The sequence below is a fragment of the Mycobacterium intermedium genome, from assembly GCF_002086275.1.
GTDB lineage: Bacteria > Actinomycetota > Actinomycetes > Mycobacteriales > Mycobacteriaceae > Mycobacterium > Mycobacterium intermedium.
Genome location: NZ_MVHT01000096.1, coordinates 1 through 25,223, shown reverse-complemented (window position 1 = coordinate 25,223; position 25,223 = coordinate 1). Strand labels below are relative to the sequence as shown.

Genomic DNA, 25,223 nt, shown 5'->3' with positions numbered 1-25,223 from the left:
GGTGACCTCGGCGGTCGTGGTCGCCAACGCCTCCTGACGCACCAAATTCTCATCCAGCCACGCCAACGCCTCCTCGGATACCACCCGCTCCGTCAACGGCGCGGGCCCGGCATCGAACATCGACAACTGCGAGTCGAACATACTTTCGATTGTAATGAGCACCACTGACATTGACGCTGATAAAGCGGCCTAGTCGGCGATGACAATCAGGAGCCTGGCAGTTCCTCCCGCTCCGCCACGATTTCGTGGTCGCGGACGAAAAAGAGTGCGGAGTTGGGCAAGTCGATGAATTTCCGTTCGTCTTCCAGCAACGCCCTGCCCGCCTCGCGCCCTATCGCCGAGATACTGGCTGCGATCATGTCTTCCACACTGTCCCAATAGAGTTCGGCGACGCCGTCATAGGGCGGCACCTCGCAACCGCGTACGGCGGCCGCGGCACCGAGGCGTGGATCGGCGATGGCATGGCCCTGGGTGTACCGGCGAATCCCCAGCGCGGCCGCATAGCTGCGCACCAACGGCCCATGGCTTTCCAACCAGTAGCGGTGAAACTCCTCTGGCGACAATGTCGGCAGACGCCTGAGGCAGAAAACGACCTTGATCACTTGGACTCCCCTGTCGGTTCAGCGGCGCGCGTGGTAGACCTCGACCCATGGGAGAGCGTGTCACGTCAAGGTCGACGACGTCGTCGAAGCAGCTGATTTCATGACCGAACCCCAACGCCTGTCTCGATGACGAATAGGTTGGCGAAGCAGATTCCGTCACCACGCCACCGGGGCGCACTGCGTCCCCTTCTAGAGCCCCTTCTCGTCGGATTGCTCGCCGCCGCAGTCAGCATGGGCTGGGCCGGTCGGCCGTCGTACTGGTATGACGAAGCCGCAACCATCTCGGCCTCATACAGCCGATCCCTTGGCCAGCTATGGCACATGTTGGGCAATGTCGATGCCGTCCACGGCCTCTACTACCTGCTCATGCACTACTGGTTCCAGATTTTCCCGCCCACCGAGTTCTGGTCCCGCGCGCCAAGCGCTCTGGCCGTTGGAGGCACTGCAGCAGGGGTAGTGGTGCTGGGCAACCAATTGTCGACTCATACGGCCGCGATCAGCGCAGGACTTCTGTGCGCAGTCTTGCCCCGCGCCACCTGGGCGGGTATCGAAGCCCGCCCATACGCCTTGTCGATGATGGTCGCTGCCTGGCTCACGGTCCTGGTCATCTTTGCCGTGCGGCGTAACACCGTATGGATATGGCTGGCTTACGGCACCGCCCTGGCCGCGGCAATCGTGCTCGACGTGTATCTGGCGCTGCTGCTCGTGGCGTATGCCATTTTCGTTGGCATCTATCAACGTCGACGAGCGCTCGTGCTGCCGTTCGCACTTACCTCGGCCGCCGCAGTCACTGCCGTGGTGCCCTTTGTGCTGGTCGTGGCCGGTCAAGTGCATCAGATCAGTTGGGTCGCACCCATCGGACACCGAACGATCGAAGACGTCGCGGTCCAGCAATATTTCGAGAGGAACCCGCCGTTCGCGATCCTGTCGGCTTTGGTCGTGGTGGCCGCTGTTGCCGTTTGGCTGCGCCCGTCCCGGCGACCGGCGGAGGGAGACCGCCAGTTGCTGATCCTGGCGCTCGCGTGGCTGGTACTCCCGACCGCGCTGATCGTCATTTGGTCGGCGGTGGCCCACCCGATTTACACGCCCCGCTACCTGACCTTCACCGCGCCGGCGATGGCACTGATCCTGGGAGTGTGCGTCGCCGCAATAGCCGTCAAGCCATGGATCGCGGCAGCGCTAGTCATCGTGTTCACGGTCGCCGCCGCCCCGAATTATGTTCGGGTACAACGTCATCCGTATGCGAAGTATGGTATGGATTACAGCCAGGTAGCCGACCTGATAGTCGCGAAGGCGGCACCCGGTGACTGCTTGCTGGTGAACGACACAGTGTCGTTCATGCCCGCACCAATGCGACCGTTGCTGGCGGCCCGCCCGGATGCCTATCGGAAACTGGACGACCTCACCCTGTGGCAGCGGGCGACCGACCGCAATGACGTCTTCGACACCAACCTCATACCCGAGGTCGTCGCCGGGCCGCTACGCCGATGCAAGGTCGTGTGGATCATCACCGAGGCCGACAAGTCAGTGCCTGCCCACGAGCAGGGCACCGCGCTGCCACCGGGTCCGCGCTACGGGGCAACCCCGGCTTTCGTGGTTCCGCGCGACTTGGGGTTCCGGCTCGTTGAGCGGTGGCAGTTCAACCTGGTTCAAGTCATCGAAGCGGAGCGGTAGCCACCACCAGACGCCACTACCAGACGCGGATGTAATCGATGAGCATGGACGCCGGGAACGAACCGCCCGCGGGATCGCCGGCCCCGACTCCACCAACCGCAAGGGTGAACATGGGAGTCATCCAGTAACCGGGATTGTTGAACGGCCAGCGGAAGTCGTCGGCAGCGCCGCCGTAAACGTGGATGGGCTTCGGCGGAACGCTGAAGTACTGGGCACCATCACGGAAGAACTTGAAGCCGCCCTCATCCCAGCGCATTTGCCAGGTGTGCCAGTTCTCGTCCACCAAACCGGGAATCGACTTTCCCTCCCAGGTCTTCCCGTTCGATGCCGCATGGACCGTGGACCCGGGGGCCCACTCGCCGTTGCCGTACCACTCGAAGATGTCGACCTCGCCGTCGGGCAGCGGATCTTCGTTGACGGTCCAAAATGCGGGCCACAGGCCGGGGCTCAGGCAATCCAGCTTGATCCGCGCCTCCCAGGTGGTGTTGATCATGCCTCGCCAGTTACCACGCAGCTTGCCGCTGTAATAACCATCCAGCTCTCTGGTCGCCCTCAGCACCAGATTCGAATTGCCGTCTTGGAACACGTTGCGGCGATCGTCCCGGTAAATCCCGTCCACCGGCGGAAACACATCGTCCTGCCAGGTTTGCACCGTCCACTTACTGGGATCGGGACCCGAGCCAGCCGGACCGTCGAATTCGTCATGGAAAAGGTAGGGCCCGGAAGGTCCCGCGGACGGCGCTTGAGGCGGCGACGGGTGAGCCTGGGCTTCGGGGACGCGAATCGCGGCCGCGGCTGCCAGCATGCCTAATCCGGTCGTCAACAACATGCTGCGACGATCCATTGAGGTACCACCGTTCTTCAGAGCCGGGATCTCAGTCTGTCGCCTTCCCCCTAGCCAACTTCACAAACGGTTTTATACAACCACGCGCCGGGGGACTCGCGCATCTCGCCACACACGGTGGTCATCACTTCGCGACTACCCAACCGCGCCTCACCTGGTGTGACACGGTGTCCGGTAACACCACCGGCCAATAACCCGTGCCATCCGGCCACCGGGATGGTAGACCTCACCCATGGGCGAACGTGTCACGTTCCCGGGCTCCACGGGTCCGATGCTGGCTGGCATCATCGACAAGCCGGAAGGGGCCGTTCGCGGCTGGGGCGTCTTTGCCCACGGCTTCACGCTGAACAAAGAATCTCCGGCCGCATCACGGATCTGTAAGCAACTCGCAGCGGACGGCATCGGCATGCTGCGCTTCGATGCGTTGGGTCTCGGCGGATCCGAAGGAGATTGGGGTGACGGGTCGTTCACCGTCAAGGTCGACGACATCGTCAAGGCTTGCGAATTCATGGCCGAGCGAAATACGGCGGCCGACATCCTGATCGGGCACTCCTGGGGTGGCGCGGCGGTACTGGCCGCGGCCCGGCAGTCTCCGGGGGTGCGCGCGGTTGTTACGGTGGCCGCGCCCGTCAACCCCAGCCACGTGGAAAAACATTACGACGCAGTCGTCGACCGGTGCCTGTCCGAAGGCAGTGCAGAATGGATGGTCGGAGGACGGACGCTGACCCTCAAGCGGGCATTCGTCGAGGATGTCCGCGAGGCCCACCTGCACGACAAGATCAAGACCTTGCGAATGCCGTTGCTGATCCTGCACTCCCCCACGGACAACACCGTCGGAATCCAGAACGCCACCGAGATCTTCCGGTTGGCCCGCCACCCACGCAGTTTCGTGTCCCTGGAAGGCTCTGACCACCTGCTCACCGCTCGCGGTCAGGCTCGTCGGGCCGGACGGATCATCGGCGCGTGGGCCGACGCATACCTCGACGAGCAATAAGGGAAACGATGAAAACCACGGTGGCACTCGCCAATCAACCCGGCGCGGAATTCTCCCTCGAAGAGGTCGAGCTCGACGGCCCGCGCGACGACGAGATCCTCGTCCGGATCGTCGCAACGGGGCTGTGCCACACCGACATTCACCTCAAGGACAACCTACCCGCCCAAACCTTTCCCCGGGTCCTCGGCCACGAAGGCGCCGGAGTGGTCGAGGCGGTGGGCGCTGGAGTCAAGGGCGTCGAGGTGGACGACCACGTGGTGCTCAGCTTCCGTTCATGTCGGAAATGTGAAAGCTGCACCACCGGACCGGTCGGTTACTGCCCCTCGGCAATGCTGCTCAATTACCTGGGCATGCGATTGGACGGGTCGACGACCTACAGGCGCGGCGACTCTCCTGTCTTCGGCAACTTCTTTGGGCAATCGAGCCTTTCGAAGCACGCGATCGCCTACGCGGACAACTGCGTCGTCGTCGACAAGTCCGTCAACCTGACGAAGGTCGCCCCATACGGATGCGGCTTCCAGACCGGCGCCGGCACGGTGCTCAACGTGCTCAAACCGGATCCCACAGACAGCCTGGTCGTCTTCGGCGTCGGCGCGGTTGGCCTGGCCGCGTTCGCCGCTGCCAAGCATTTGAAAGTGGGAACGCTGGTGGCGGTCGACCCGCTCCAGAGCCGACGCGATGCCGCCGCCGCATACGGCGCGGTCGGTGTTGACCCGACCGCCACCGAAGACGTCGTCGCGAAGGTCAAGGAACTGACCGGTGGCGGCGCTGCGTATGCAATTGACACGACGGCGATCTCGCCGGTGGTGAAACAGGCTCAGCTGTCATTGCGCAACCGCGGAACCCTGATCGCACTCGGCCTCGGGGCCGAGGAATACACGATCGACGCGCGCGACCTATTGCAAACGGGCAAGGTGATCAGGTCCTCGATCGAGGGCGACGCGGACCCGCACGAGATGGTGCCGCAATTGATCGAGTTGAACGCCGCGGGCGAGTTCGACGTCGATGGCCTGATCGCTACGTACGCCTTCAGCGAGATCAACACCGCGGTCTCCGACATGCTCGCGGGAAGGGTCGTGAAGCCGGTGTTCGTCTGGTGAGGATGGACCGCCGTCAGGACCCTCCACTGCTAGCGTTGCCAGCCTCTGCCTTTGTCTTGTAATCGATTTCGACCTCTTGTTCGGGGCGCTGCGCCTCGGCTCGGAGGGAGTGGGTGTAGTAGGCCTTATCCGCTTCGGTGAGAGGAGGTTGCACGATGCTCCTGGGCCACAGCCGTCGGGCACGGACCACGTCGATTTCCATGGCATAGACGATGACGGTCGCCTGAAGCGCCAGCCACGCCAGAAGTCCAAGAACGACACCGAACATCCCGGCGACGGCCTGAGCGTGGCGCAGTTGGCGGTCCACAATGATGCCCGCCGCGGTGAGCAAGACTTGCCACCCCAAGGCGCTGATCGCGGCGCCCAACAGCATCGACCGAGCCGGCACACCGGAAGCCGCAACCCGAAACAGGATCAAGAAGAAGCCGCAACCTAATACGGTTCCGACGGCAAGGCTGACGAAGCGCGCAGGTAGGCCGCCGAAGCCCATCGATGCCGCGGCGCCGGCGGCGGTACTCGCAGCACCTGTGACAACGACAATGAGACCCAACAGTGAGAGCAGTGTGAAGGTCCGCAAGTACCGGGGGAAGAACCCCGGCCAGTCAACTTTGGGCACGGCCCACACGGTGTTCAGTGTCTTCTGTAAGGCATGGGCGAAACCTCGGCCACCAATCACTGCCCCACCGATTCCGATAAGTAGCGAGGGCACCGTGCCGCTGAACGCTTCGACGCCGAGTTGGTCGTGAATCTGGCCGCCGACGATGGGGAACTCGGCAAACGCTGAACTCACGACTTTTGCGTGCAGGTCGGGATGGCTGCGCAATACCTTGCCTAGAACGGCAGTGAACGCCAACAGCAGCGGAAACGTCGCCAGGAACGCGTGATACGTCAGCAGCGAAACCAGGTTGCCCGCTTGGTCATCACCGAATTTCTTGACCACCGCGATCGGGAAGCCGGCGATCGTGTGCCGCTGTTGCCAACGGTCGAACCTGCGGACTACCCGTTCGATCACGTTCGGCCGTGACTCATCCGCCTCCCCTCCATCACCGGCGTCTCCGTTGTCGCCGTCATCCATCGGTCAACCTCCCACGCACCCCTGCGATGGGATACCCCGAAACCCAACCCGTGCAACGACAATCGCGGCCACATTTGAGCAACGGTCGAGCCACTGCGTCAGCGGCGATCTGACTGAAGAGCACCGATGTTGTTGGAAGAGAAGATGAACGAGCCCTGCGGTTCATGACGCGGTTCACAAAAGGGTGAGCCCGGCTGACGGAGTGTCAGCCGGGCCCATGGGTGGAGAGACGTCAGCGTCTCATCACCCCGGTCCGCCCGCCTCCCAAGCGGGACCTGGGTCCGTAGACGCCGGCGACGATGGCAACACCGATCGCGGCCAGGACCACCTGAACCAGTAGCTCCATCCAGTCGACACCTGGCGTGGCGGTTGGGATGCCGAGCTTGTCAGCCAGCAGCGTGCCGAGCAGGGCTGCAGCGATACCGACCACAATCGTCAGCCAGATGGGGATGCGTTGTTTACCCGGGACGACGAGTCGTCCCAGCGCACCGACCACCAGGCCGATGAGGATGGCGCTTAGTACACCGTGAATTGTCATGTCGTTTCTCCCGTCGAGTGCATGATGCAGATCACATACCCGGCGGATATCGCCATCAAACGCATGCACAATTCCGCCTTTGCAGCGGGTCCCTGGACGCGAAGCTCCCGAGTATGACTTGTGTATGACCCCAAAGGGCCCTGGAAAACGGGTGCTGGCGTTGGTTATCGTCGCGCTCATGCTCGGTGGACTTGCCGCGACCCTCTGGGGCCAGCAGCGGCGGCTCATCTACTTCCCGACGCGCGGTCCGGTGCCGTCGGCGACCACCATCGCGCGTGACGCACAAGACGTCGTCCTGGAGACCGCCGACGGGCTTCGACTTGGAGCGTGGTATTTACCGGGCCCAGGCCCCACGGCGAGCCCAGGTCCGGCAATTCTGGTGTGCAACGGCAACGGCGGCGACCGCAGTGGCCGGGCACCGCTCGCCCTCGCCTTGCGCCGCGCCGGCTTCTCGGTATTGCTGTTCGACTACCGCGGCTACGGAGAAAACCCCGGGAACCCCACCGAGAAGGGCCTGGCCCTCGACGCGGCCGCCGCGCGCGCCTGGCTGGTTTCGCGCCCGGAAGTTGACCCCCGGCGTGTGGTGTATTTCGGCGAATCGCTCGGTGGCGCCGTCTCGTTGCGCCTTGCCCTCGAACATCCACCCGCGGCCCTGGTGCTGCGCTCGCCGTTCACCTCACTGGCCGACGCCGGACGGGTCCACTACCCGTATCTGCCGTTGCGCCTTCTGCTGTTGGACCGCTACCCGTCCATCGACCGAATCGGCGATCTGAAGGCGCCCCTGCTGATCATCGCCGGCGACCGGGACAGCGTCGTGCCAGATACGTTGAGCCGACGGCTGTTTGACGCCGCCGCTGAACCAAAGAGGTTCGTGTTGATAGCGGGCGCGGACCACAATGATCGGGAACTGCTCGACGGCGCCGAACTGATCGGCGAGACGTTGGGATTCCTCCGTGAACACTCGGTGCGGTAGGCGGTAGCGTGCTCGCATGGTTCAACAGTTGGATGCGGCAGTCAGGCAATCCCCGCAGGCCCGTGTTCAAACATGGCTGGCCGACTTCGAGTCCGCCCTGGCGGCACGCGACCTCGATCGCGTGGCTGCGAAGTTCACCCACGACAGCCTTTGGCGCGATCTGGTGACGTTCACCTGGAACATCAAGACGGTCGAGGGCCGCGAAGGCATCGCCGACATGTTGCGCGCACGACTCGACGACACTAACCCGTCGGGTTTTCGCACCCAGGAACCTCCGGTCGACGAGGGCGACGGTGTGACATCGGCGTTCATCGAATTCGAGACGGCGGTCGGACGTGCCGTCGGCCACCTGCGGCTCAAGGGTGACCTCGGTTGGACGCTGCTCACCGCGCTGAACGAGCTCAAGGGCCACGAGGAACCCATCGGTGCGCGCCGCCCGCTCGGGGCCGTGCACGGTCCCGACCCGGACGGCCTGACGTGGGCCCAGAAACGCTCGGAATACGAAGCCTCCCTAGGCTACTCGCGACAGCCGTATGTCGTGGTCATCGGCGGCGGCCAAGGCGGAATCGCCCTGGGTGCACGGTTGCGCCAGTTGGGTGTCCCGGCCCTCGTCCTGGAAAAGCACGCCCGCCCCGGCGACAACTGGCGCACCCGGTACAAGACGCTCTGCCTTCACGATCCGGTGTGGTACGACCACTTGCCGTATCTGCCCTTTCCGCCGAACTGGCCGGTGTTTTCGCCCAAGGACAAGATCGCGGACTGGCTCGAGTTCTATACGCGGGTAATGGAAATCCCGTACTGGACGTCGACCACCTGCCTCTCGGCCTCGTTCGACGCCGAGTCAAAGCTGTGGACGGTTGAGGTCGACCGCGACGGTGAACGGCACACATTGCGCCCCACCCACCTGGTGCTGGCGACGGGCATGGCCGGCAAGCCGAATGTGCCGGAGATCCCCGGGCAGAACGAATTTCGCGGAGAGCAGCACCACTCCAGCCAGCACCCCGGCCCGGACGGCTACGCAGGCAAGCGCGCCGTGGTGATCGGTTCCGGCACCTCCGCGCACGATATCTGCAAGGCACTGTACGAAAACGGTGCCGACGTCACCATGGTGCAGCGCGCCTCCACCCTCGTTGTCACCTCGGAGGCGGTCTTGGAAATCGGACTCGCCGGCCTGTACTCCGAGCAGGCTACGGCCGCGGGTATCACCACCGAAAAGGCCGACCTGACGGCGGCGTCACGGCCGTACCGGATCATCGCGGACTTTGAAAAGCCGATATCGGACGCGATGAGGCTGCGCGACAAGGATTTATACGACCGCCTGGAGCGGGCCGGCTTCCGGCTGGACTTCGGCGACGACGATACCGGGCAGTTCATGAAGTATCTGCGCCGCGGCGGTGGCTTCTATATCGATGTCGGTGCCTGCGATCTCATCTGCGACGGCCGCATCAAGCTTCGCCACGGTGCGGTGGACCGGCTGACCGAGGACTCGGTGATCCTGGCCGACGGCACGGAGCTCCCCGCGGATCTCGTCGTCTACGCCACCGGCTTCCGGTCGATGAACAGCTTCGTGGCCGACCTCATCGGTCCGGACGTGGCCGACAAGGTCGGCAAGGTATGGGGCTACGGTTCGGGCACCACTGGGGACCCCGGGCCGTGGGAAGGCGAGCTGCGCAACATGTGGAAGCCGACCCAGCAGGAGAACCTGTGGTTCCAGGGCGGCAACCTGCACCAGTCACGGCACTACTCGCTCTTCCTGGCGCTGCAGCTCAAGGCCCGTTATGAGGGCATCCCCACGCCGGTCTACGGCCTGCAAGAGGTGCACCACCGCAGCTAGACGGCCTGGCCTCACCAATTACCCTGGACCGCATGATGTCGCCCGTCGACCTCGACGTTGAACCGGCTACGTAATGACCGACATCGCCGTCGTCGGACTTGACTGCCGCTTTCCGAAAGCAAGCGACCCGGCCCGGCTGTGGAAGCTGCTGCTGGACAACGCGGACGGGATCGACGAGATCTCGCCAACCGAACGCTGGAACGCCGCCGCACTACTGGCCGACCAGACGATCAACCACCGCACCGGCGGGTCGATCAGCGACGCCGACGCCTTCGACAACGAGTTCTTCGGCATCCCGCCGCGCGAAGCGGGGGCGATGGATCCACAGCAGCGCCTGCTGCTGCAAACCGCTTGGCGTGCACTCGAAAACGCCACCCTTGATCCGCGGGCGCAGGCGGGTTCGAAGACCGGGGTGTTCGTCGGCGTGATGGCCAACGAATGGGCCCACCTGCACCTGGCGGACCACAGCCAGATCACTGCGCAGTCCGGCACCGGCAACGGCTATTTCATGACCGCCAACCGGCTCTCCTACCAACTGGACCTCAGGGGCCCCAGCCTGGCCGTGGACACCGCGTGCTCGTCGTCGCTGGTCGCCGTGCACCTGGCCGTCCAGGCACTGCGCAATGGCGAATGCGAGCAGGCGATCGCCGCCGGCGTGAACCTCGCCCTGACCCCCGCGCTCAATGTCTTCTACACCCAGGCCGGTTTGGCGGCCCCGGATGGGCGCTGCAAGCCGTTCAGTAGCTCGGCCGACGGCATCGGACGCGGCGAGGGCATCGCCGCCGTCGTGCTGCGCCGGCTGGACGACGCCGTCGCCGCGCGGTTGCCCATCTACGCCGTGATCAAGGGCAGCGCGGTCAACAGCGACGGCCGCACCAACGGCATCACCGCACCCAGCCGCTGGGCGCAGCAGCAGGTCATCGACGCCGCGTACCAGGCCGCTGGAATCACTCCAGCGCAGCTCAGTTTCATCGAGGCGCACGGCACCGGCACCCTGCTGGGCGACATGATCGAGGCGAAAGCCCTTGCCCATGCGCACCGATCCCGGCGTGACCAGCCCTGCGCGGTCGGCTCGATCAAGGGCAACCTCGGCCACACCGAGGGCGCGGCCGGTATCGCCGGCCTGATCAAGGTCGTGCTGAGCCTGCACCACGGCGTGGTGCCGCCGTCCCGCTTCGCCGACACCGAGAACGAGGCGCTGCGACTGGCCGACAGTGGGCTGCGGTTGCTGTCCGAACCGATGGAGCTGCCCGCCGACACCGTCTATGCCGGTGTGTCCAGCTTCGGCATTGGCGGCACGAATTGCCATGTGGTGCTGGCCACCGCACCCACCGATGAACCTGTGGCTCAACCCAAGTCGGGAGCCACCGGCGGAGGTATCCTCACCCTTTCGGCCGACTGCACCGACGCACTGCACCGCAACGCATTTCAGCTTGCCATAGACATCGAGAGCAGCGCCGCTCCGCTGTCTCAGCTGTGCTGGTCGACCAACCAGATCAAATCCCGGGGTAAGGTCCGGTTGGCCATCGTCACCGGCGACCGCGCCGAAGCCGTCGCGGCGTTGCGCGCTGAAGGTCTGGAAACCGGTGTCGCCGGCGGGATGTCGGTCGGTTGGCTGTTCAGCGGTCAGGGCACCCAGTACCCCGGCATGGCCGCGGCACTGCAAGAGAACATCCCGGCCTTCCGCGACGCGTTCGATCAGGTCGAGGCGGCGCTGCTACCGCACCTGGGCGTGCGGATCCGCGATGTCATGGATGACGACCGCATCAACCGCACCGAGTTCGCTCAACCCGGCATCTTCGCGCTGCAGTACGCGCAGGCACAGGCGCTGGTTGGGCTCGGCGCCGAACCGGCCTGGCTGCTCGGCCGCAGCATCGGGGAGTACGCCGCGGCCGTCCTCGCCGAGGTATTCAGCCTCGATGACGCCTGCCGTCTGGTCGCCGCCCGGGGCCGCTTGATGCAGCAGCTGCCCGGCGGCGGCGGCATGCTTGCCGTCCGCGGGTCGCTCAGCGAGATCGACGGACTGCCACTGGATCTCGCTGCGGTGAATGGACCCGAAGAGGTCGTGCTCTCCGGTGCGCTCGAGGAGATCGAGCGGGCGGAACGCACCCTGACCGAGGCCGGTGTGTGGGTACGACGGCTCAACGTGTCGCACGCCTTCCACTCCAGACTGATGGAGCCGATCACCGAGGAGTTCGCGGTCATCGCCGGGCGGTGCGACTATGAATTGCCCGCTTATCCAATCTATTCCACCTTGCACGGCCGGATACTCCGTGATGACGAAACGATGGATGCGGCCTACTGGACCGCGCACATCGTGGCGACGGTGCGGTTCGCCGACGCGGCCACCGCGGCGATGGAGGCCGATCCGACGCTGCTCGTCGAATTCGGACCCAAGCGAAACCTAGACTCGCTGGTCCTGCGAGCGCAGGAGGCCACTTCTGACGCCGTTCCGCCGACCGTGACGGTTGCGTCGGGCATCGCGGAAACTGTTGCCTCGCTGTACCGCCACGGCCTGAACCCAAAGTGGAACCTGCTGTATCCAGCCGAGGCTCGGGTGGCGCACCGACTGAGCGGCTACCAGTTCAGCACCGCCAATCGCTTTTGGATCAAGGAATCGGCCAACACGTCAACCTCTGCCTCGGCAGGCACCCCCACCAAGGACACAACGATGGACAACCTCATCGCGCTGTTCCGCGAACAAGCGGCCGTGCTCGCCGCATACAGTGGTGGGAATATTCCGACGGTGCCCACTGCGCCATTTCCCGGGGCCCTGACGACGAAGCCGACGAATAGCTCGGCGGACATCGTGCGGTCCGAAATAGCCAGGGTCAGCGGGTTTCCCCAGCAACGGCTGCGCGACGCCCACACCATCATCGGCGACCTGGGGTTCGACCCGATCATGGTGAAGGATTTGTTTGGCGGCCTGAACCGCAAACTGCCGGGCCGCAACATCAATCTGGCGACGTTCGGGCCCGCCACCACAGTCGCCGACGTGATCATGTTGGCCGGTGGCCGGACGGACGAATCCGCAACGGGCACAACGCCGAACGGGCCCGTGACGCCGGAATACCAGATCAGCGAGTTCGCCGAAGTCAAGGCGCTGGCCGAGCGTATCGCGCAGATCGAGGCGGCCGGCGTCGAAAACCCGTACTTCGTGGTGAACGACGGCATCACCAACGCCACCTCGATAGTCAACGGCGTCGAGGTGATCAACTTCTCCAGCTTCAACTACCTGGGCATGTCCGGTCACCCAGCGGTGGCCGAGGCGATGGCCGACGCGGTTCGGCGCTGGGGCAGCTCCTGCTCGGCGTCGCGGCTACTCGCCGGGGAGAAGCCGATTCACCGCGACTTGGAGCTCGAGTTGGCCAAACTCCTCGGCACCCAGGATGCTCTCGCGCTGGTCAACGGCTACGCCACCAACGTCACGGTGATCGGACACCTGCTCGGCGAGAGTGACCTCGTGATCCATGACAGCCTGGCGCACGACAGCATCGTGCAGGGCTGCAAGCTCTCCGGCGCAACCCGGCGTCCCTTCCCCCACAACGATCCCGCCGCCCTCGACGAAGTGCTGACCAACATCCGCCAGCAGTACCGCCGGGTGTTGATCATCATCGAGGGCGTCTACAGCCAGGACGGTGACATCGCCGACCTGCCCGCGTTCATCGACGTCAAACGCAAACACCAGGCGCTGCTGATGATCGACGAGGCGCACAGCATCGGGGTGCTCGGCGCGACCGGCGGCGGCATCGGGGAGTACTTCGACGTCGACCGCGGGGATGTTGAATTGTGGTCCGGCACTCTGTCGAAGGCGTTGGCGGCCTGTGGCGGTTACGTCGCCGGGACCAAGGAACTCATCCAATTCCTCAAGCACACGACGCCGGGCTTCATCTTCAGCGGCGGCATACCACCGACCATCGCGGCGGCCGCGCTGGCGGCAATCCGAACAATGCACAGCGAGCCGGAGCACCTGGTTCGGCTGCGCGAATTGTCCATGCTGTTCCTGCGCCTGGCCCGCGAGGCCGGCCTGGACACCGGCGACAGCTTGGGCACTCCCATCGTGCCGTGCATCGTCGGCGACTCGATAACCGCACTCAAGCTGTCGAACGCGTTACTGAAGCGCGGCGTCAACGTCAACCCGATGACGTACCCGGCCGTGCCCGAAGGCAAGGCACGGCTGCGGTTCTTCATTACGAGTTGCCACTCAGAAGACCAGATCCGTTACGCCATCAAGGTTCTCACCGAGGAACTCGCGCTCGCCAAGGCGGAAGCCTAGCAGCCGCGCATGGTGACATGCAGCCCGCTGCACCAACGCAGCGCCCGCGCCACCCTTGAGGCGCTGTTACGAGGGAGCGAGCCATGACCCTCGTCGCCGGCATCGATTCGTCGACGCAGTCCTGCAAGGTGTTGGTGTGCGACGCCGACACCGGGGACGTGGTCCGCTCGGGCCGCGCCGCTCATCCGGACGGCACCGAAATCGAGCCAGCGGCATGGGAATCCGCCACCCGGGACGCAATAGCCGACGCCGGCGGACTGGACGACGTCGACGCGGTCGCCGTCGGCGCACAGCAGCACGGCATGGTGTGCCTCGATACCGGCGGCCAGGTGGTGCGGCGCGCGTTGTTGTGGAACGACGTCCGGTCGGCCGAAGCGGCACTGGCCCTGGTGGACGAACTCGGCGGGCCCGACGCCTGGGCGCAAGCCGTTGGCCTGGTTCCACTCGCCGCCATCACGGTGGCCAAACTGCGCTGGCTGGCCGACCACGAACCGTCGAACGCCGATCGCACGGCGGCTGTCTGCCTGCCGCACGACTGGCTGACGTGGCGGCTCAACCGCGACGGGGGCGCTCTCGACATCGCGACGCTGACCACCGACCGCAGCGACGCCAGCGGTACCGGCTATTACGACGCCGCCGGCGGAAACTACCGGTTCGACCTGCTCGAGTTGGCGCTACGCGCCCGACGCCCCGAGCTGCCGGAAGTCCTGGGTCCGGCGGAACGAGCAAGCGGCGCAAGGATTTTCGGCGCCGGACTGGGCGATAACGCGGCCGCGGCGCTCGGCCTCGGCGCCGACGAGGGTGATGTGATCGTCTCGGTCGGGACGTCAGGCGTCGTGTGCGCCGTCACCGCCGACCCGGTCCGCGACGGAGCCGGTTTTGTCGCGGGATTCGCCGACGGGACCGGACGTTACCTGCCGCTGGTGTGCACGCTCAACGGTGCGCGAATCCTCGACGCCACCGCCGCGATGCTGCGGGTCGACCACGACGAACTTTCCCGCCTCGCCCTCTCGGCACCGCCGGGCAGCGCGGGCCTGGTCCTGGTCCCCTACTTCGAAGGCGAACGGACTCCGAACCGCCCCAACGCAACCGGCGCGTTGCATGGACTGCGGGTGTCGAACTCTCAACCGGCCAACGTGGCCAGGGCGGCGGTGGAGGGATTGCTGTGCGCGCTGGCCGACGGGCTCGCCCAACTCACCAAGCACGGGGTCGTCGCGCGGCGGATCCTGCTGATCGGCGGCGCCGCGCAGTCGCAAGCACTGCGCGAGATCGCTCCGATGGTGTTCGGGCTCCCCGTGCTGGTGCCGAGTCCTGCGGAGTACGTCGCACTGGGCGCGGCGCGGCAGGCCGCGTGGGCGTTGCGCGGCACACCGCTGCCGCCCGCGTGGCAGCCACCGGCGACACAGGAATACACCGCCGACCCGACACCGGAGGTGGCACAACGCTATGCGCAACTGCGTGATCTGACCGAAGGCGCGCCCTGAACCGGACGCGGCTAGTCGAGGGGACGGAACACCGGCAGTATCCGGTACTGCGCCGCAAAGGTGGCCTTTTCGTACTCCTCGCCCACCTCGCCATCGTGAGCGATGAGGGTGGGACCGTCGACGGCGGTGAAAGTGAATTGGGGGACCTGCATTTCGTGGTAGAGCGGGCTGCGCTGCAGACGTCCGAGGAGCATCGCGGTCAAGATCCGCAGTGTCGAAAACCTGGGGCCGGTTTCCAGGATTCGCACATCGATGAGCCCGTCGTCCATCCGGGTGCGGCGGGCGGGCGCGAACCCGGTCGGCACATACAGCGAATTCCCGATGAAGAACAGCGATGTCTGCAGTGTCTTGTTGTCGTAGCTGATCCGGACGGTCTGGTCCTTACGCAGCGTGTGCCACGTCGCGTAGAGCGCCGCCAACGGCTTGCCGATGCGGTGTTCTAGCTTCTCCCGCTGCTGGACGAAGGTGGGGTATGCGCCGATGCTGGCGGTGTTGACGACCATGCGATCTTCGTTGAGGCACACCAGATCAACACGGGACACCGTGCCGCGGCGGATCGCGTCGACGGTCTTGGCCACCGTGTCGCAGCCGATGTCTTTGGCGAAATGGTTGAAGGTCCCGGCAGGAAAGACCGCCAGCGGAAGCCCCGCCTGCAGGGCAACCTCGGCCGCGGTGGCGACGGTGCCGTCACCCCCGCCGACCGCCAGCACCTCGGCCCGCTCGGCCGCGCAGCGCAGCACCTCTCGCGGGTCGTCGTCCGGGCCCAGTTCGACGATTTCGACCAGCGGCAGCTCGGCTCGGACCTCGTCGATTACGCGTGCCCCGGTGCCGCTGCCGGACGCCGGGTTGACGACCAGGACCACTCCGGCCCCCTCCGGGCGCCGCGGGGCCTCGACCCGCAGCAGTTCCGTTCTAGGCAGGGCGGTTTCGGCGATCGGCGGGACGAGCCGGCTGCCCAGGACGGCGGTGCCGGCTCCGATGCCGAAGCCGATGACCACGTCGCCGGGGTAATGCGCGCCGGTTGCCACCCGAGACAGGCCGACCAGACCGGCCAGCATTGCCAGCGGAAAGCCCAACGTCGGGTTTTCCAGCCCCACCCCAACGGCGAACGCGGCAGCGCTCGCGGAGTGCCCGGACGGCAGCGAGTTGGACGTCGGACGACGCCGCACACGTCGGACCAGCGGCACCGATTCATACAGCGGACGCGGGCGCTGACGGATTCGCTTGGCGACCTGATTGGTGACCAAACTGGTCACCGCCAGCGACACGACGCCGCGGACGGCGCCCCGCTGCGCGGAGTACTTTCCGGAGGCGAAGAGCGCCGCCGCAATGGCGATCCAGAGCTTGGAATGATCGGCCGCGCGGGTGAGCGGTGGCATGGCCGTATCCAGCAACGGTGTCGGGGTTTCGGCGATCGCCTCGAACAACTCGCGATCAAGGGCACCCAAACCCTTAGTTACCCGCTCAATGCCGCGCGCGCGGCGCCAGGGCAGCCTGTCCATTGCACCCACACTATGTGGGCGTCAGCTCAGGCGTACCGGATCGTGGGGATGCGGCCGCAACGGGGTTGTCTCGATGGTCATCCAGCCCGATAGTGGCAGCGAGTCCAAAATCGCCATCAACTCGCCGGGATCGCGGGCTCGCCACAGCCCTAGTGTGCGGGGCCCGTCCGGGCCGTCGGCGAGCGTCCAGAGCCGTACCAGGTGCCCACCGGCTGCCAAGTCACGAGCGCGGCCGGCCTCCCGCGCCACGGCCTCGTCGACGTTGGACGCCGGGGTGCCCTGCGGCACCGTCATCGTCATCGTGATCAGGAACTCGGGCCCCTTGCCTGGCCGGATGGTCATCCCTTGACCCAGCGGGTCGTTCGGATGCGAACCGAGCGGCGTGACCTCGTCGAACCGCCAGATCTGCGGTGGAGCTGCCGCCACGGCGCGGTGCAGGTGTGCCTCGTCGTCAGCGTCGAACAGCGCCAGGGTGCATCCCTCGTCCGGTCGCAGGGGCATGCGCCACAGGCGCAGTAGTCGCCCCTGTGCAGCGAGCTCGCGGGATCGCGCGGCCTCCAGCGTGCGAACGTCGGCGGCCCGGCCTTCTGACGTGCCCTCGGCAAGGTGGGCCGTCAGGGTGACGAGAAATTCCATGCCTGCTGGCCGACCTGACCGATCGTGAACGGCTTGCTGAGATTCGGCACGAAAAGACTGTAAAGCTACTCCTGGTAAACCCGCACGACTACGGGGTCATCCGAGCTGACCACCGATCCTGGCGGCGGCTCGATGCTCACCGCGGTCCAGCACGACTCCAGCATGACCACTCGGTAGGCAGGATTCGTCGAAGACCTGCTCACGTCGGTGAAGCCCATGCGTTGCAGGGTCTTTCGCACCGTGTCGCCGTCTTTACCGCGCAGATCAGGAATGGTGATCCGGCTCGGAGGACGCTGCGGACTCACCACGGTGGCAATCGATGCGCTTTCTGCTAACAGTTGCTAGCTGCAATATTTGCGTTGGCGCAATTATAAGCCACCGCCCGGCCAAATGATCGCAGCGGTTTGGTCGGGATTCGGTTCGCCGGCCGCGGTGGCGAATCGGTCCAGGGCCGTCTTCAGCAGCTCTCGGTCCTTTGGCGCCATGTCACGCAGTATCCGGGTGACGGCGGCGCGCCGGTGTTTGATGACCTTGTTGACCAGCCGCCGCCCGGCGGAGGTGAGACTCAGAACGATGTGGCGTCTGTCGTTGACCGCTTCTTGCCGGTCGAGCAGCCCCGCCTTGATCAGTCGGTCGCAGATGCGACTGGCGTTGGACGGGTTGACCTCCAACGCTTCAGCCACCGCCGCAAGGTTCAGCGGACCCCTGGTGTCGATCATCACCAGGACACGCAATTGCGGAACGGTCACGCTGTCGTCCACCGCGGCGATGGACGCGGCGGCGATACCTACGAGCGCCCGCGACGCCCTCAGTACGGCTTCAATCTGGTCGGCCGAAGGCCCATCGCCAGGCACAGATCACCGCGACTAAAAGACGCGTACCCAGTCGACGAGCATGTCCATAGGGTACGTCCCAGTTGCGGGATCGCCACCACCGGAACCGCCGACCGCGAGGTTCAGCACGGGGAACACCGTGTAGTCAGGATCGTTGAACGGCCATTCCCGGAAAGGCTCATCCAGGTTCTCGATGCCCGTCGCCGGGACGCTGAAGTACGGCGGGTCGCCTTCGGCATAGTCGAGCCAGAAATACATGCCGGTGACATCCCAGCGCACCCGCCAGTTGTGCCAACCGCCGTCCACACCAATGGGGTGCGTCTCAAACGCGGTGCCATCCGGGTTGGCGTGCACGGTGGTCCCGGACGGCCAGGTCCCATTGCCGTACCACTCGATCAAGTCGATTTCCCCGCTACGGCCGGGATCGTCGTTGGACAACCACCAAGCCGGCCACATGCCCGGCCCCAAGCAGTTGAATTTGATCCGGGCTTCCCAAGTGGTTCCCACGCCGCCACGCCAGAGGCCGTGGACCAGGCCGCCGAAATAGTTGTTGCCGTCCCTGGTGGCGCGCAGCACCAGGTTCGAGTTGCCGTCCAGGAACACATTTGCGCGGTTGTCGCGGTACTGGCCCCAGAATTGCGGCCGGTCGAAGCCGACGGGGTTTCGGATCGGCGTCCGGAAATTGGAGATTGCCCATTTCGACGGGTCCGGCGCCGAGCCTGCGGGACCGTCGAATTCGTCGTGCCAGAGGAAGCCGCCGGCCGCTCCGGCGGTGGGCGCGAGGGGTGCGGGCGGAGCTTTCGGGGGTCCCGCAGGAGTTTGCGGGCGAGACGGGTCGGCGAGGGCATTCGGGGCGGGGATCGCGGCCGCAAGGGCACCAAATCCCGCCATCATGATCATGCGACGACGGTCCATCTGAGGCATAAGAATGGGACGATAGCAGTCCGCGTCGCGCCGCGTTGCTGTCGGCACTTCCACTCGAAGGTCTCGTCACGTGGCTTGTGGATCACCACCCAATCTCAAGCGGACGCCGGTTCGCTCAGCTTGACCAGTGTCTTACCAATATTCACGCCGGTGAACAGCCCGTTGAGTGCATCAACGCACGACTCGATGCCGTCGAAGATGGTTTGCCGATGTTTTAGCTTGCCTTCGGCCTCCCACCGGCGCAGGTGCGCGAAGGCTTCGTCGAATCGGTGCCACTGGTCGAGCGCGTTGAAGCCTTGCATGAGTGCGGTTTTGGACAACAGGTTCACGTAGTTTGCTGGGCCCGGATGCTCGCCGGTCAGGTAGCTCGAGATGACCCCGCACAACACCACCCGTCCCTTCGGTGCGAGCCGGCCCAGCACCGCGTCCAGTATCGGGCCGCCGACGTTGTCGAAGTAGACGTCCACGCGTCGCGGGCAGTGCTCCTTGAGAGCGGCCGCCAGATTGCCCGCCTTGTAGTCGATGCACGCGTCGAAGCCGAAGTCTTCGACCACGGCCCGGCACTTCTCCGGTCCGCCCGCGATGCCCACCACCCGGGCGCCGGCGATTTTGGCGATCTGGCCGGCGATCGACCCGGTCGCGCCTCCGGCCGCCGAAACCACCACTGTCTCACCGGGTTGCGGCCGCCCGATGTCGGTCATCCCGAAGTAAGCGGTGGCCCCGGTGGGGCCGTAGACCGACATGATCGCCAGCTGATCGCTCTCACCGGGAATGGGTGTGCTGAAGACGTCATCGCGAATGATCACGTACTCCTGAAATCCCGTCAGCGTCGTCACGATGTCGCCGACAGCGTAAGCGTCACAACGCGTCTCGATGACCTCGCCGATCCCGGCGGCCCTGATCACCTCGCCGAGCTGCACCGGCGGCAGGTAGCTGGGCTGGTCGTCGAGCCAGGTCCGGACCGCGGCATCAAGGCCCACGTAGGTGGTGCGCAGCAACGCCTCACCTTCGCCCGGATCGGGTGCCGGCCGGGTGATCAGCTCGGTGTCACCAGGCTGAACCAACCCCTCTGGACGACGACGCAACACAATCTGACGGTTCGGCAAGTCGGCCACGACTGCGATCCTATTCGCACACCAGTCGCTCCCTACTCGGTTCGATGCGCATGTGGGAGCATCGATTCATGAACCCCGAGGACGACCCGGAAGCCCGGATCCGGCAGCTTGAGCAATCTCTGGCTGACGTCGCCCGCGCGTCCGAATTTGGCAGCACCGAGGACGGCGGCCAGGCGTATCGATACCCGCCCCCGCCGGCCGGTCCGGTACCCCCGCCCGTGGCGCCCTCGGCACCGTCTTACGGCTCGTATGGCTCCTACTCCGGATACGGCAGCGCGTTCCCGGGCGCCACCCCGCGATCATCCTCGGGGATGCGGATGTTCTGGATCTTGGCGGCGGTATTCGTTCTCATCGCGCTGGGTGTCGCCGGCGCCATCGCCTTTTTTGTACGAGACCAACTCCAACGCAACGACTTCTCGGTGCCGACGATCTCGGAGACGTTCGGAACTGTGGCCCCGCCTGCTGAGCCCACCTCCGCGCCATCACCTCCCGACGCCAAGACCGCACCACCGACCGCCGGGCCGACGACCTCCGCCCCGCCGCAGGGCGCGCCACTCACCATCTCCGGCATCGACCTGAACCGGACGGTCGCCTGCAATGACAACGTCGTCACCGTGAGCGGAATCTCCAACACGGTCGTAATCACCGGTCACTGCGCCAGCGTGACCGTATCCGGCACGAAGAACACCGTGACGGTCGACTCCGCCGACAAGCTCGACACTTCCGGCTTCGACAACAAGATCATCTATCACACGGGGTCGCCGACAATCTCCAAGTCCGGCAGCGGCAACGAGATCACCCAGGGCTGACCGGTCGCCCTAGGCCGTTTCACTCATTTGTTGGGCTTGAGCCAGGTATCCCATGAATGCGGCTGAGCGCGCCCTCGCGGCCAGACGCTGTACGAACGTGCGATAGCCGGGTACGTCGCCCCGTGTGCGCGCGAGTAGTGCGCGCATGCGCAGCACCGCAAGTTCGTGCAGCACGAACCCGGGTTCGGTCGGCATCGCCGCGAGTCTGTCGATCGCTCGTTGGGCCTCATCCAGGTCGGTGGCGGAGCCACGTGCCAACAAGGCCTCGACCAGCGCGGCGGTCGCCGGTGCACGGAAAATCATTTCGCCGGTGTCGATTTGCTCGGTGAGCACGGCCGTGGCCAGCTCGGTAGCTCCGTCTATGTCCCCCGACCGGGTTCGCTCCCTGGCGAATTCGATATCGCAGATACGCCGCAACGCCCGCGGAAGCTGTTCGGAGACGACCATATCCTTGGCCCGGGCCAGGCATTCCATGCCACCAGCTTCGAAATCGTTGTGCAGCAGTGCCATAGCCCGGTTCAGCAAGGCGTAGGCGAGTGCAACGTCGTCACCGGACCGTTGCGCGAGTTCCAAGGACTCCGCCGCCAGAGCCAAGTCACGCTCGGTGGGCTCTACGGCGCCATTCTGAATGGCCGCCGCGTACTTGTACAGCTGGACGTAGGAACGGGCACCGGCGTCCACCGACCGGGCCATCACGATGCCGGCCCGTAGGTCGTCACGCCAGCCTTTGCGTCCCAGAAACATTCCTGCCGCACCCTTGACCGTCAGCGCCCAGGCGAGCGGGGACCCGATCAGCAGGTTCCCCATGGTGGGGTCGCCGTCCGCCAGATCGATGACCCGTTGCGCCAGCCGCAGACTCTCCGTCGCTTCGCCGGCTTCCCATTTGGCTTGGGCGGCAGCATAAAACAGCCCGACAGTGATCGTCGGATCTCCAATGGACTCGACGAGGGTGGCGAATTCCGACGCCATTTCGGCGGCTTCGCGATGATGCGAATGAAAGGTGAGGGTGGTGAGGTGCCCGGCCATCCCGATGACCAGCGACTTCTTGTCGCCCGCCAGGGTGGCCAACTCACGCAACTCTTCGAATCCGGTATCGGCCGGCGTGCCGCCAACCTGAAAGGTGCTGCCGCACAATAGTGCCCGTGGGGCTATCCGCAACGACAGCAGGTCGGGCTCGTCATCGGGCAGTTGGTCGGCGACTCGCAGCGCACATTGCCAACTCTGCCGGGCGGCCCGAATATCGCGTGCCCCATACCAAGTCGCTGCTTGCATGTGCCACTCGAATGAGTCGCGCAGGTCGCCGGCTGCCGCATACTGGGTTGCGACAATGGCGGCTTCCTCGCCGGTGAACCCGCCGCGGGTTCGCTGCATCACCGCGGCGACCCGCCGGTGCAACTCCGAACGGCCGGCCTTCAATTGCGATTCGTATGCCACGGCCTGAATCAGCGGATGGATGAAGCCATACTCGACGCGCGTGGCACGCGGTATCAGTTCGACGAGTTCGGCTTCGATCAGCGGCGCCAAATTCACAGCGTCCGGGGTGGTGTCGAGCAGTAACGCCAACAGGGTGGTGTCGAAGCGCGCACCGATCACCGCCGCGGCGTGCAGCGTGCGCTTCGACATGGCGTTCAGTCGGTCGATGCGAGCGCCGACGACCGCCTGAATGCTCGCCGGCACCTGGATGTCGCTCACTTCGCCCACGCAGACGTAAGCACCTGGTGCGCCCTGCAACTCGCCGCGCTCGGCCAGGTCACGCACGATTTCTTCGGCGCAGAACGGAACTCCCGCCGCGCGCTCGGCGATCACCGCCGACAGCCCGGCGACCGACGGATGCTCGCCGAGCAGCTCGTTGATCAACTCAACGATGTGCGAATCGCCAAGCGGCGCAATCCTGAACGCGGTGGCGCCGGGTATGCGCGACAGCGGCCCCCGATATTCGGGGCGATACGCAATCAACAGCAACGCCCGCGTCCTGGGCAGGGTGGCAGCGAATTCGGCGAGCATGGATTCGCTGGCGGCATCGATCCATTGGGTGTCCTCGACGACATAGACGGCGGGCTCGGCGCGTGCCAACGCAAGCGCCTTGACGAGTTCGACGAGCCGCCGACGACGAGCGTCGGGAGTGATGTCGGGCAACGGCCTGTCGTCGTCGCGAACGCCGAGCAGGTCGTCGAGCAGCACCAAATCCTCCGCACTGGCGAAGGCGGCGGCAGTGCGCACTCGACTCCGAGCCTGCTCGACGCCGAGGCCGCCGATGTCGAGCACCGCGCGCAACAACCGGGAGATCACGTGGAACGCGATCTCACGGGTATGCGATTCGCAGTAGGTGACGAACGTGTCGAACCCACGACTGCGGGCGCTCATCAACGTCTCGCGGAGCAACCTGGTCTTTCCGACGCCTGGCCGTCCCTGCACGGTGACGGCGGTGCCGTTGCCGTTCACGACCCGGTCGAGCAACGCGAGGACAGTAGCCATTTCCCGCTGGCGTCCCACCAGGCGCGATTCGTGGCGCGGCTTGCCACGGTGCTCCCCATCGGCAGACAGCAGTCGCCGCGCCGGCACCCCGTCGTCGACGCCCTTGATCTGCACGGTTTCGCGCTCACCGAGGATGACGCGGTCTTCGACCAGGCGCGCGGTCGACTCACTGAGCAACACACCGCCCGGCGGCGCGGCCGACTCCATCCGCTGCGCCATTCCCACCTGGGCACCGACCGCCGTGTAGCCGAGGTGAGTGGCACCGACTTCACCGGCGATCACCCGACCGGAATTCAGGCCAACCCGCAGGCGCAGGTCGATCCCATCTCGGCAGGCCACCTCAACGGCCAGGTCCTTGGCCTCCCGCTGGATGTCCAGCGCCGCAAGACAGGCGCGAAAAGCATGGTCCTCCAATGTGATTGGCGCACCAAACAACGCCATGATGCCGTCGCCGGTGAACTTGTCCACGGTGCCGCCGTAGCGCTGCACCACCGCGGCGGACCGATTGACCAGTTCGGTCATCACCTCACGCAACCGCTCCGCCCCTAGTGCCGCCGCGATATCCATCGACCGCACGACGTCGGCGAACAGCACCGTCACTTGCTTGTATTCGGCTGGTTCAACGACCAGCGTCAGCCGCGCACCACAGAAGTCGCAGAATCGCGCCCCCTTGCGCGGCTCAGAACCGCAAGAGGGACAAACGGGCGACGTTGCGGCCACACTCTGCAGAGAATAGGGCGCAAATACGCTTACGTGGACTCGTCGGATTGATCCGGGGAGTCGTCGAGGACGCTGACCGCGATCCCGTAGGGCAGGAATCGGACCTTGCGCCTCGGATCGGTGTTGTTCTTGTTCGCGCGCAGCGCGTCGAGTTCGGTGGCATATACCTGCTCGACGTGCGCTGCCCCGTCATCGTCCACGGTGAAGATGGCCCATACGCCGTCGCCCGCCTCACCAGCGGTTTCCGGCGCGGGCCGCGGTCGCCGGCCCATGTCGTCGAACAGCACCGACCACGCCGACCGGCTGCCGGGGCCGTTCACGAACTTTCCGATCCGATCGAAAACCTCGCGCAGCCCCTCGCTGCCCTCTCTGATCACCCGATCGATGTCGTCGGGATCGAAGCCAAAAGCATTTGAGTCGCCCACGCGACCTCCTCGCAGTTAAGTCAGTTAACTACCAGTGTGCGCCCTGTTACACCGGCCCGTCACGAGTTGGGCCTTCTCGCTGGTTACGGCTCAGCCTCCGGCGGGGCCGGCGGAGGTGGCGGAGGCGCGGGCGGGTAGATCGGGATCGGGATCGTGACGAACGGGACGTGCAGGTACATCGTCATGACCGGCGTCGGAGGCGCGGCGGGCGCGGCCGGCTCGGGCGGCGCCGGCGGCGCGGCGGGAGCGGACGGTGGCGCGGCCTCTGGCACGGGCGTCTGCACCGGCGGCGGCACCTGTCGAGTCGGCTGCCGGCGCGGGGCGGGCACCGCGTTCGCCACGGTCGGGGGCGCCTTCTGCACCACCGTCGGTTGCTGCAACACCGTGGGC

The 25,223-nt window shown here is 65.6% G+C and carries 20 protein-coding genes and 1 pseudogene; 8 read left to right on the top strand and 13 right to left on the bottom strand.

The genetic code is table 11. The annotated features are described in order from the left end of the window. Positions 1 to 206: 206 nt before the first annotated feature. Positions 207 to 602 carry an EthD domain-containing protein gene (locus tag BST27_RS25305; protein WP_069421287.1) on the bottom strand — a complete coding sequence of 132 codons (396 nt, stop codon included), beginning with the start codon at positions 600 to 602 and terminating at the stop codon, positions 207 to 209. A 231-nt stretch (positions 603 to 833) separates the two neighbouring features. On the opposite strand from BST27_RS25305, the gene BST27_RS25300 reads away from it, so the two are divergent. Continuing rightward, positions 834 to 2,276 carry a glycosyltransferase family 39 protein gene (locus BST27_RS25300; RefSeq protein WP_232007395.1) on the top strand — a complete coding sequence of 481 codons (1,443 nt, stop codon included), beginning with the start codon at positions 834 to 836 and terminating at the stop codon, positions 2,274 to 2,276. Positions 2,277 to 2,292: 16 nt separating this feature from the next. On the opposite strand, the gene BST27_RS25295 is transcribed toward BST27_RS25300, so the two are convergent. Further along, positions 2,293 to 3,120: a glycoside hydrolase family 16 protein gene (locus BST27_RS25295; protein ID WP_069421286.1), complete on the bottom strand. Its 828-nt coding sequence runs from the start codon at positions 3,118 to 3,120 to the stop codon at positions 2,293 to 2,295. Positions 3,121 to 3,352: 232 nt separating this feature from the next. Between BST27_RS25295 and BST27_RS25290 the strand changes: the two genes are divergently transcribed. Both BST27_RS25290 and BST27_RS25285 read left to right on the top strand, forming a co-directional pair. Beyond that, the gene (locus BST27_RS25290) at positions 3,353 to 4,114 is read left to right on the top strand and encodes an alpha/beta hydrolase family protein (RefSeq protein ID WP_069421285.1); all 762 of its coding nucleotides are present in this window, start codon (positions 3,353 to 3,355) and stop codon (positions 4,112 to 4,114) included. 8 nt (positions 4,115 to 4,122) lie between these two features. Continuing rightward, positions 4,123 to 5,214: an NAD(P)-dependent alcohol dehydrogenase gene (locus BST27_RS25285; protein WP_069421284.1), complete on the top strand. Its 1,092-nt coding sequence runs from the start codon at positions 4,123 to 4,125 to the stop codon at positions 5,212 to 5,214. Between the two features lie 13 nt (positions 5,215 to 5,227). Here the strand turns inward: BST27_RS25285 and BST27_RS25280 are convergent, their stop codons facing one another. After that, positions 5,228 to 6,289, bottom strand: a complete 1,062-nt coding sequence (locus BST27_RS25280; protein WP_069421283.1) for a YihY/virulence factor BrkB family protein — start codon at positions 6,287 to 6,289, stop codon at positions 5,228 to 5,230. Positions 6,290 to 6,521: 232 nt separating this feature from the next. Next, positions 6,522 to 6,827, bottom strand: coding sequence for a GlsB/YeaQ/YmgE family stress response membrane protein (locus BST27_RS25275; protein WP_069421282.1), 306 nt, complete (start codon positions 6,825 to 6,827; stop codon positions 6,522 to 6,524). A gap of 124 nt (positions 6,828 to 6,951) precedes the next feature. On the opposite strand from BST27_RS25275, the gene BST27_RS25270 reads away from it, so the two are divergent. The 4 genes from BST27_RS25270 to BST27_RS25255 all read left to right on the top strand — a co-directional run bounded on the left by BST27_RS25270 (position 6,952) and on the right by BST27_RS25255 (position 15,394). Then, positions 6,952 to 7,800 (top strand): alpha/beta hydrolase, encoded by an 849-nt coding sequence (locus tag BST27_RS25270; RefSeq protein WP_069421281.1) that lies wholly within the window; start codon positions 6,952 to 6,954, stop codon positions 7,798 to 7,800. A 16-nt stretch (positions 7,801 to 7,816) separates the two neighbouring features. Then, positions 7,817 to 9,634 (top strand): NAD(P)/FAD-dependent oxidoreductase, encoded by a 1,818-nt coding sequence (locus tag BST27_RS25265; protein WP_069421280.1) that lies wholly within the window; start codon positions 7,817 to 7,819, stop codon positions 9,632 to 9,634. A gap of 73 nt (positions 9,635 to 9,707) precedes the next feature. After that, positions 9,708 to 13,910 (top strand): type I polyketide synthase, encoded by a 4,203-nt coding sequence (locus tag BST27_RS25260; RefSeq protein WP_069421279.1) that lies wholly within the window; start codon positions 9,708 to 9,710, stop codon positions 13,908 to 13,910. Between the two features lie 83 nt (positions 13,911 to 13,993). Continuing rightward, on the top strand, positions 13,994 to 15,394 hold the full coding sequence (locus BST27_RS25255; RefSeq protein WP_069421278.1) for a xylulokinase: 1,401 nt from the start codon (positions 13,994 to 13,996) through the stop codon (positions 15,392 to 15,394). A gap of 11 nt (positions 15,395 to 15,405) precedes the next feature. Here the strand turns inward: BST27_RS25255 and BST27_RS25250 are convergent, their stop codons facing one another. The 6 genes from BST27_RS25250 to BST27_RS25225 all read right to left on the bottom strand — a co-directional run bounded on the left by BST27_RS25250 (position 15,406) and on the right by BST27_RS25225 (position 20,404). Further along, positions 15,406 to 16,896, bottom strand: coding sequence for a bifunctional phosphatase PAP2/diacylglycerol kinase family protein (locus BST27_RS25250; protein WP_069421277.1), 1,491 nt, complete (start codon positions 16,894 to 16,896; stop codon positions 15,406 to 15,408). A gap of 21 nt (positions 16,897 to 16,917) precedes the next feature. After that, positions 16,918 to 17,532, bottom strand: coding sequence for a muconolactone Delta-isomerase family protein (locus BST27_RS25245; protein ID WP_069421276.1), 615 nt, complete (start codon positions 17,530 to 17,532; stop codon positions 16,918 to 16,920). Positions 17,533 to 17,597: 65 nt separating this feature from the next. After that, positions 17,598 to 17,837, bottom strand: coding sequence for a PASTA domain-containing protein (locus tag BST27_RS25240; RefSeq protein ID WP_069421275.1), 240 nt, complete (start codon positions 17,835 to 17,837; stop codon positions 17,598 to 17,600). A 63-nt stretch (positions 17,838 to 17,900) separates the two neighbouring features. Then, positions 17,901 to 18,386, bottom strand: a complete 486-nt coding sequence (locus BST27_RS25235) for a MarR family winged helix-turn-helix transcriptional regulator (protein WP_069421274.1) — start codon at positions 18,384 to 18,386, stop codon at positions 17,901 to 17,903. Between the two features lie 12 nt (positions 18,387 to 18,398). Further along, a complete protein-coding gene (locus BST27_RS25230) occupies positions 18,399 to 19,295 on the bottom strand; it encodes a glycoside hydrolase family 16 protein (protein ID WP_069421292.1) in 897 nt (298 codons plus the stop codon). Between the two features lie 89 nt (positions 19,296 to 19,384). After that, positions 19,385 to 20,404: an NADP-dependent oxidoreductase gene (locus BST27_RS25225; protein WP_069421273.1), complete on the bottom strand. Its 1,020-nt coding sequence runs from the start codon at positions 20,402 to 20,404 to the stop codon at positions 19,385 to 19,387. 68 nt (positions 20,405 to 20,472) lie between these two features. Here BST27_RS25225 and BST27_RS25220 point away from each other — a divergent pair, with 68 nt between their 5' ends. Further along, positions 20,473 to 21,213, top strand: a complete 741-nt coding sequence (locus tag BST27_RS25220) for a DUF3060 domain-containing protein (protein WP_069421291.1) — start codon at positions 20,473 to 20,475, stop codon at positions 21,211 to 21,213. Between the two features lie 9 nt (positions 21,214 to 21,222). Here BST27_RS25220 and BST27_RS25215 read toward each other — a convergent pair whose 3' ends face one another. The 3 genes and pseudogenes from BST27_RS25215 to BST27_RS31725 all read right to left on the bottom strand — a co-directional run. Then, complete coding sequence (locus BST27_RS25215) at positions 21,223 to 24,408, bottom strand: adenylate/guanylate cyclase domain-containing protein (protein WP_079219924.1); 3,186 nt, start codon at positions 24,406 to 24,408, stop codon at positions 21,223 to 21,225. 29 nt (positions 24,409 to 24,437) lie between these two features. After that, a complete protein-coding gene (locus tag BST27_RS25210; protein ID WP_069421271.1) occupies positions 24,438 to 24,833 on the bottom strand; it encodes a hypothetical protein in 396 nt (131 codons plus the stop codon). Positions 24,834 to 24,916: 83 nt separating this feature from the next. Further along, positions 24,917 to 25,223: pseudogene (locus BST27_RS31725) on the bottom strand (DUF7159 family protein); the annotation flags it as partial.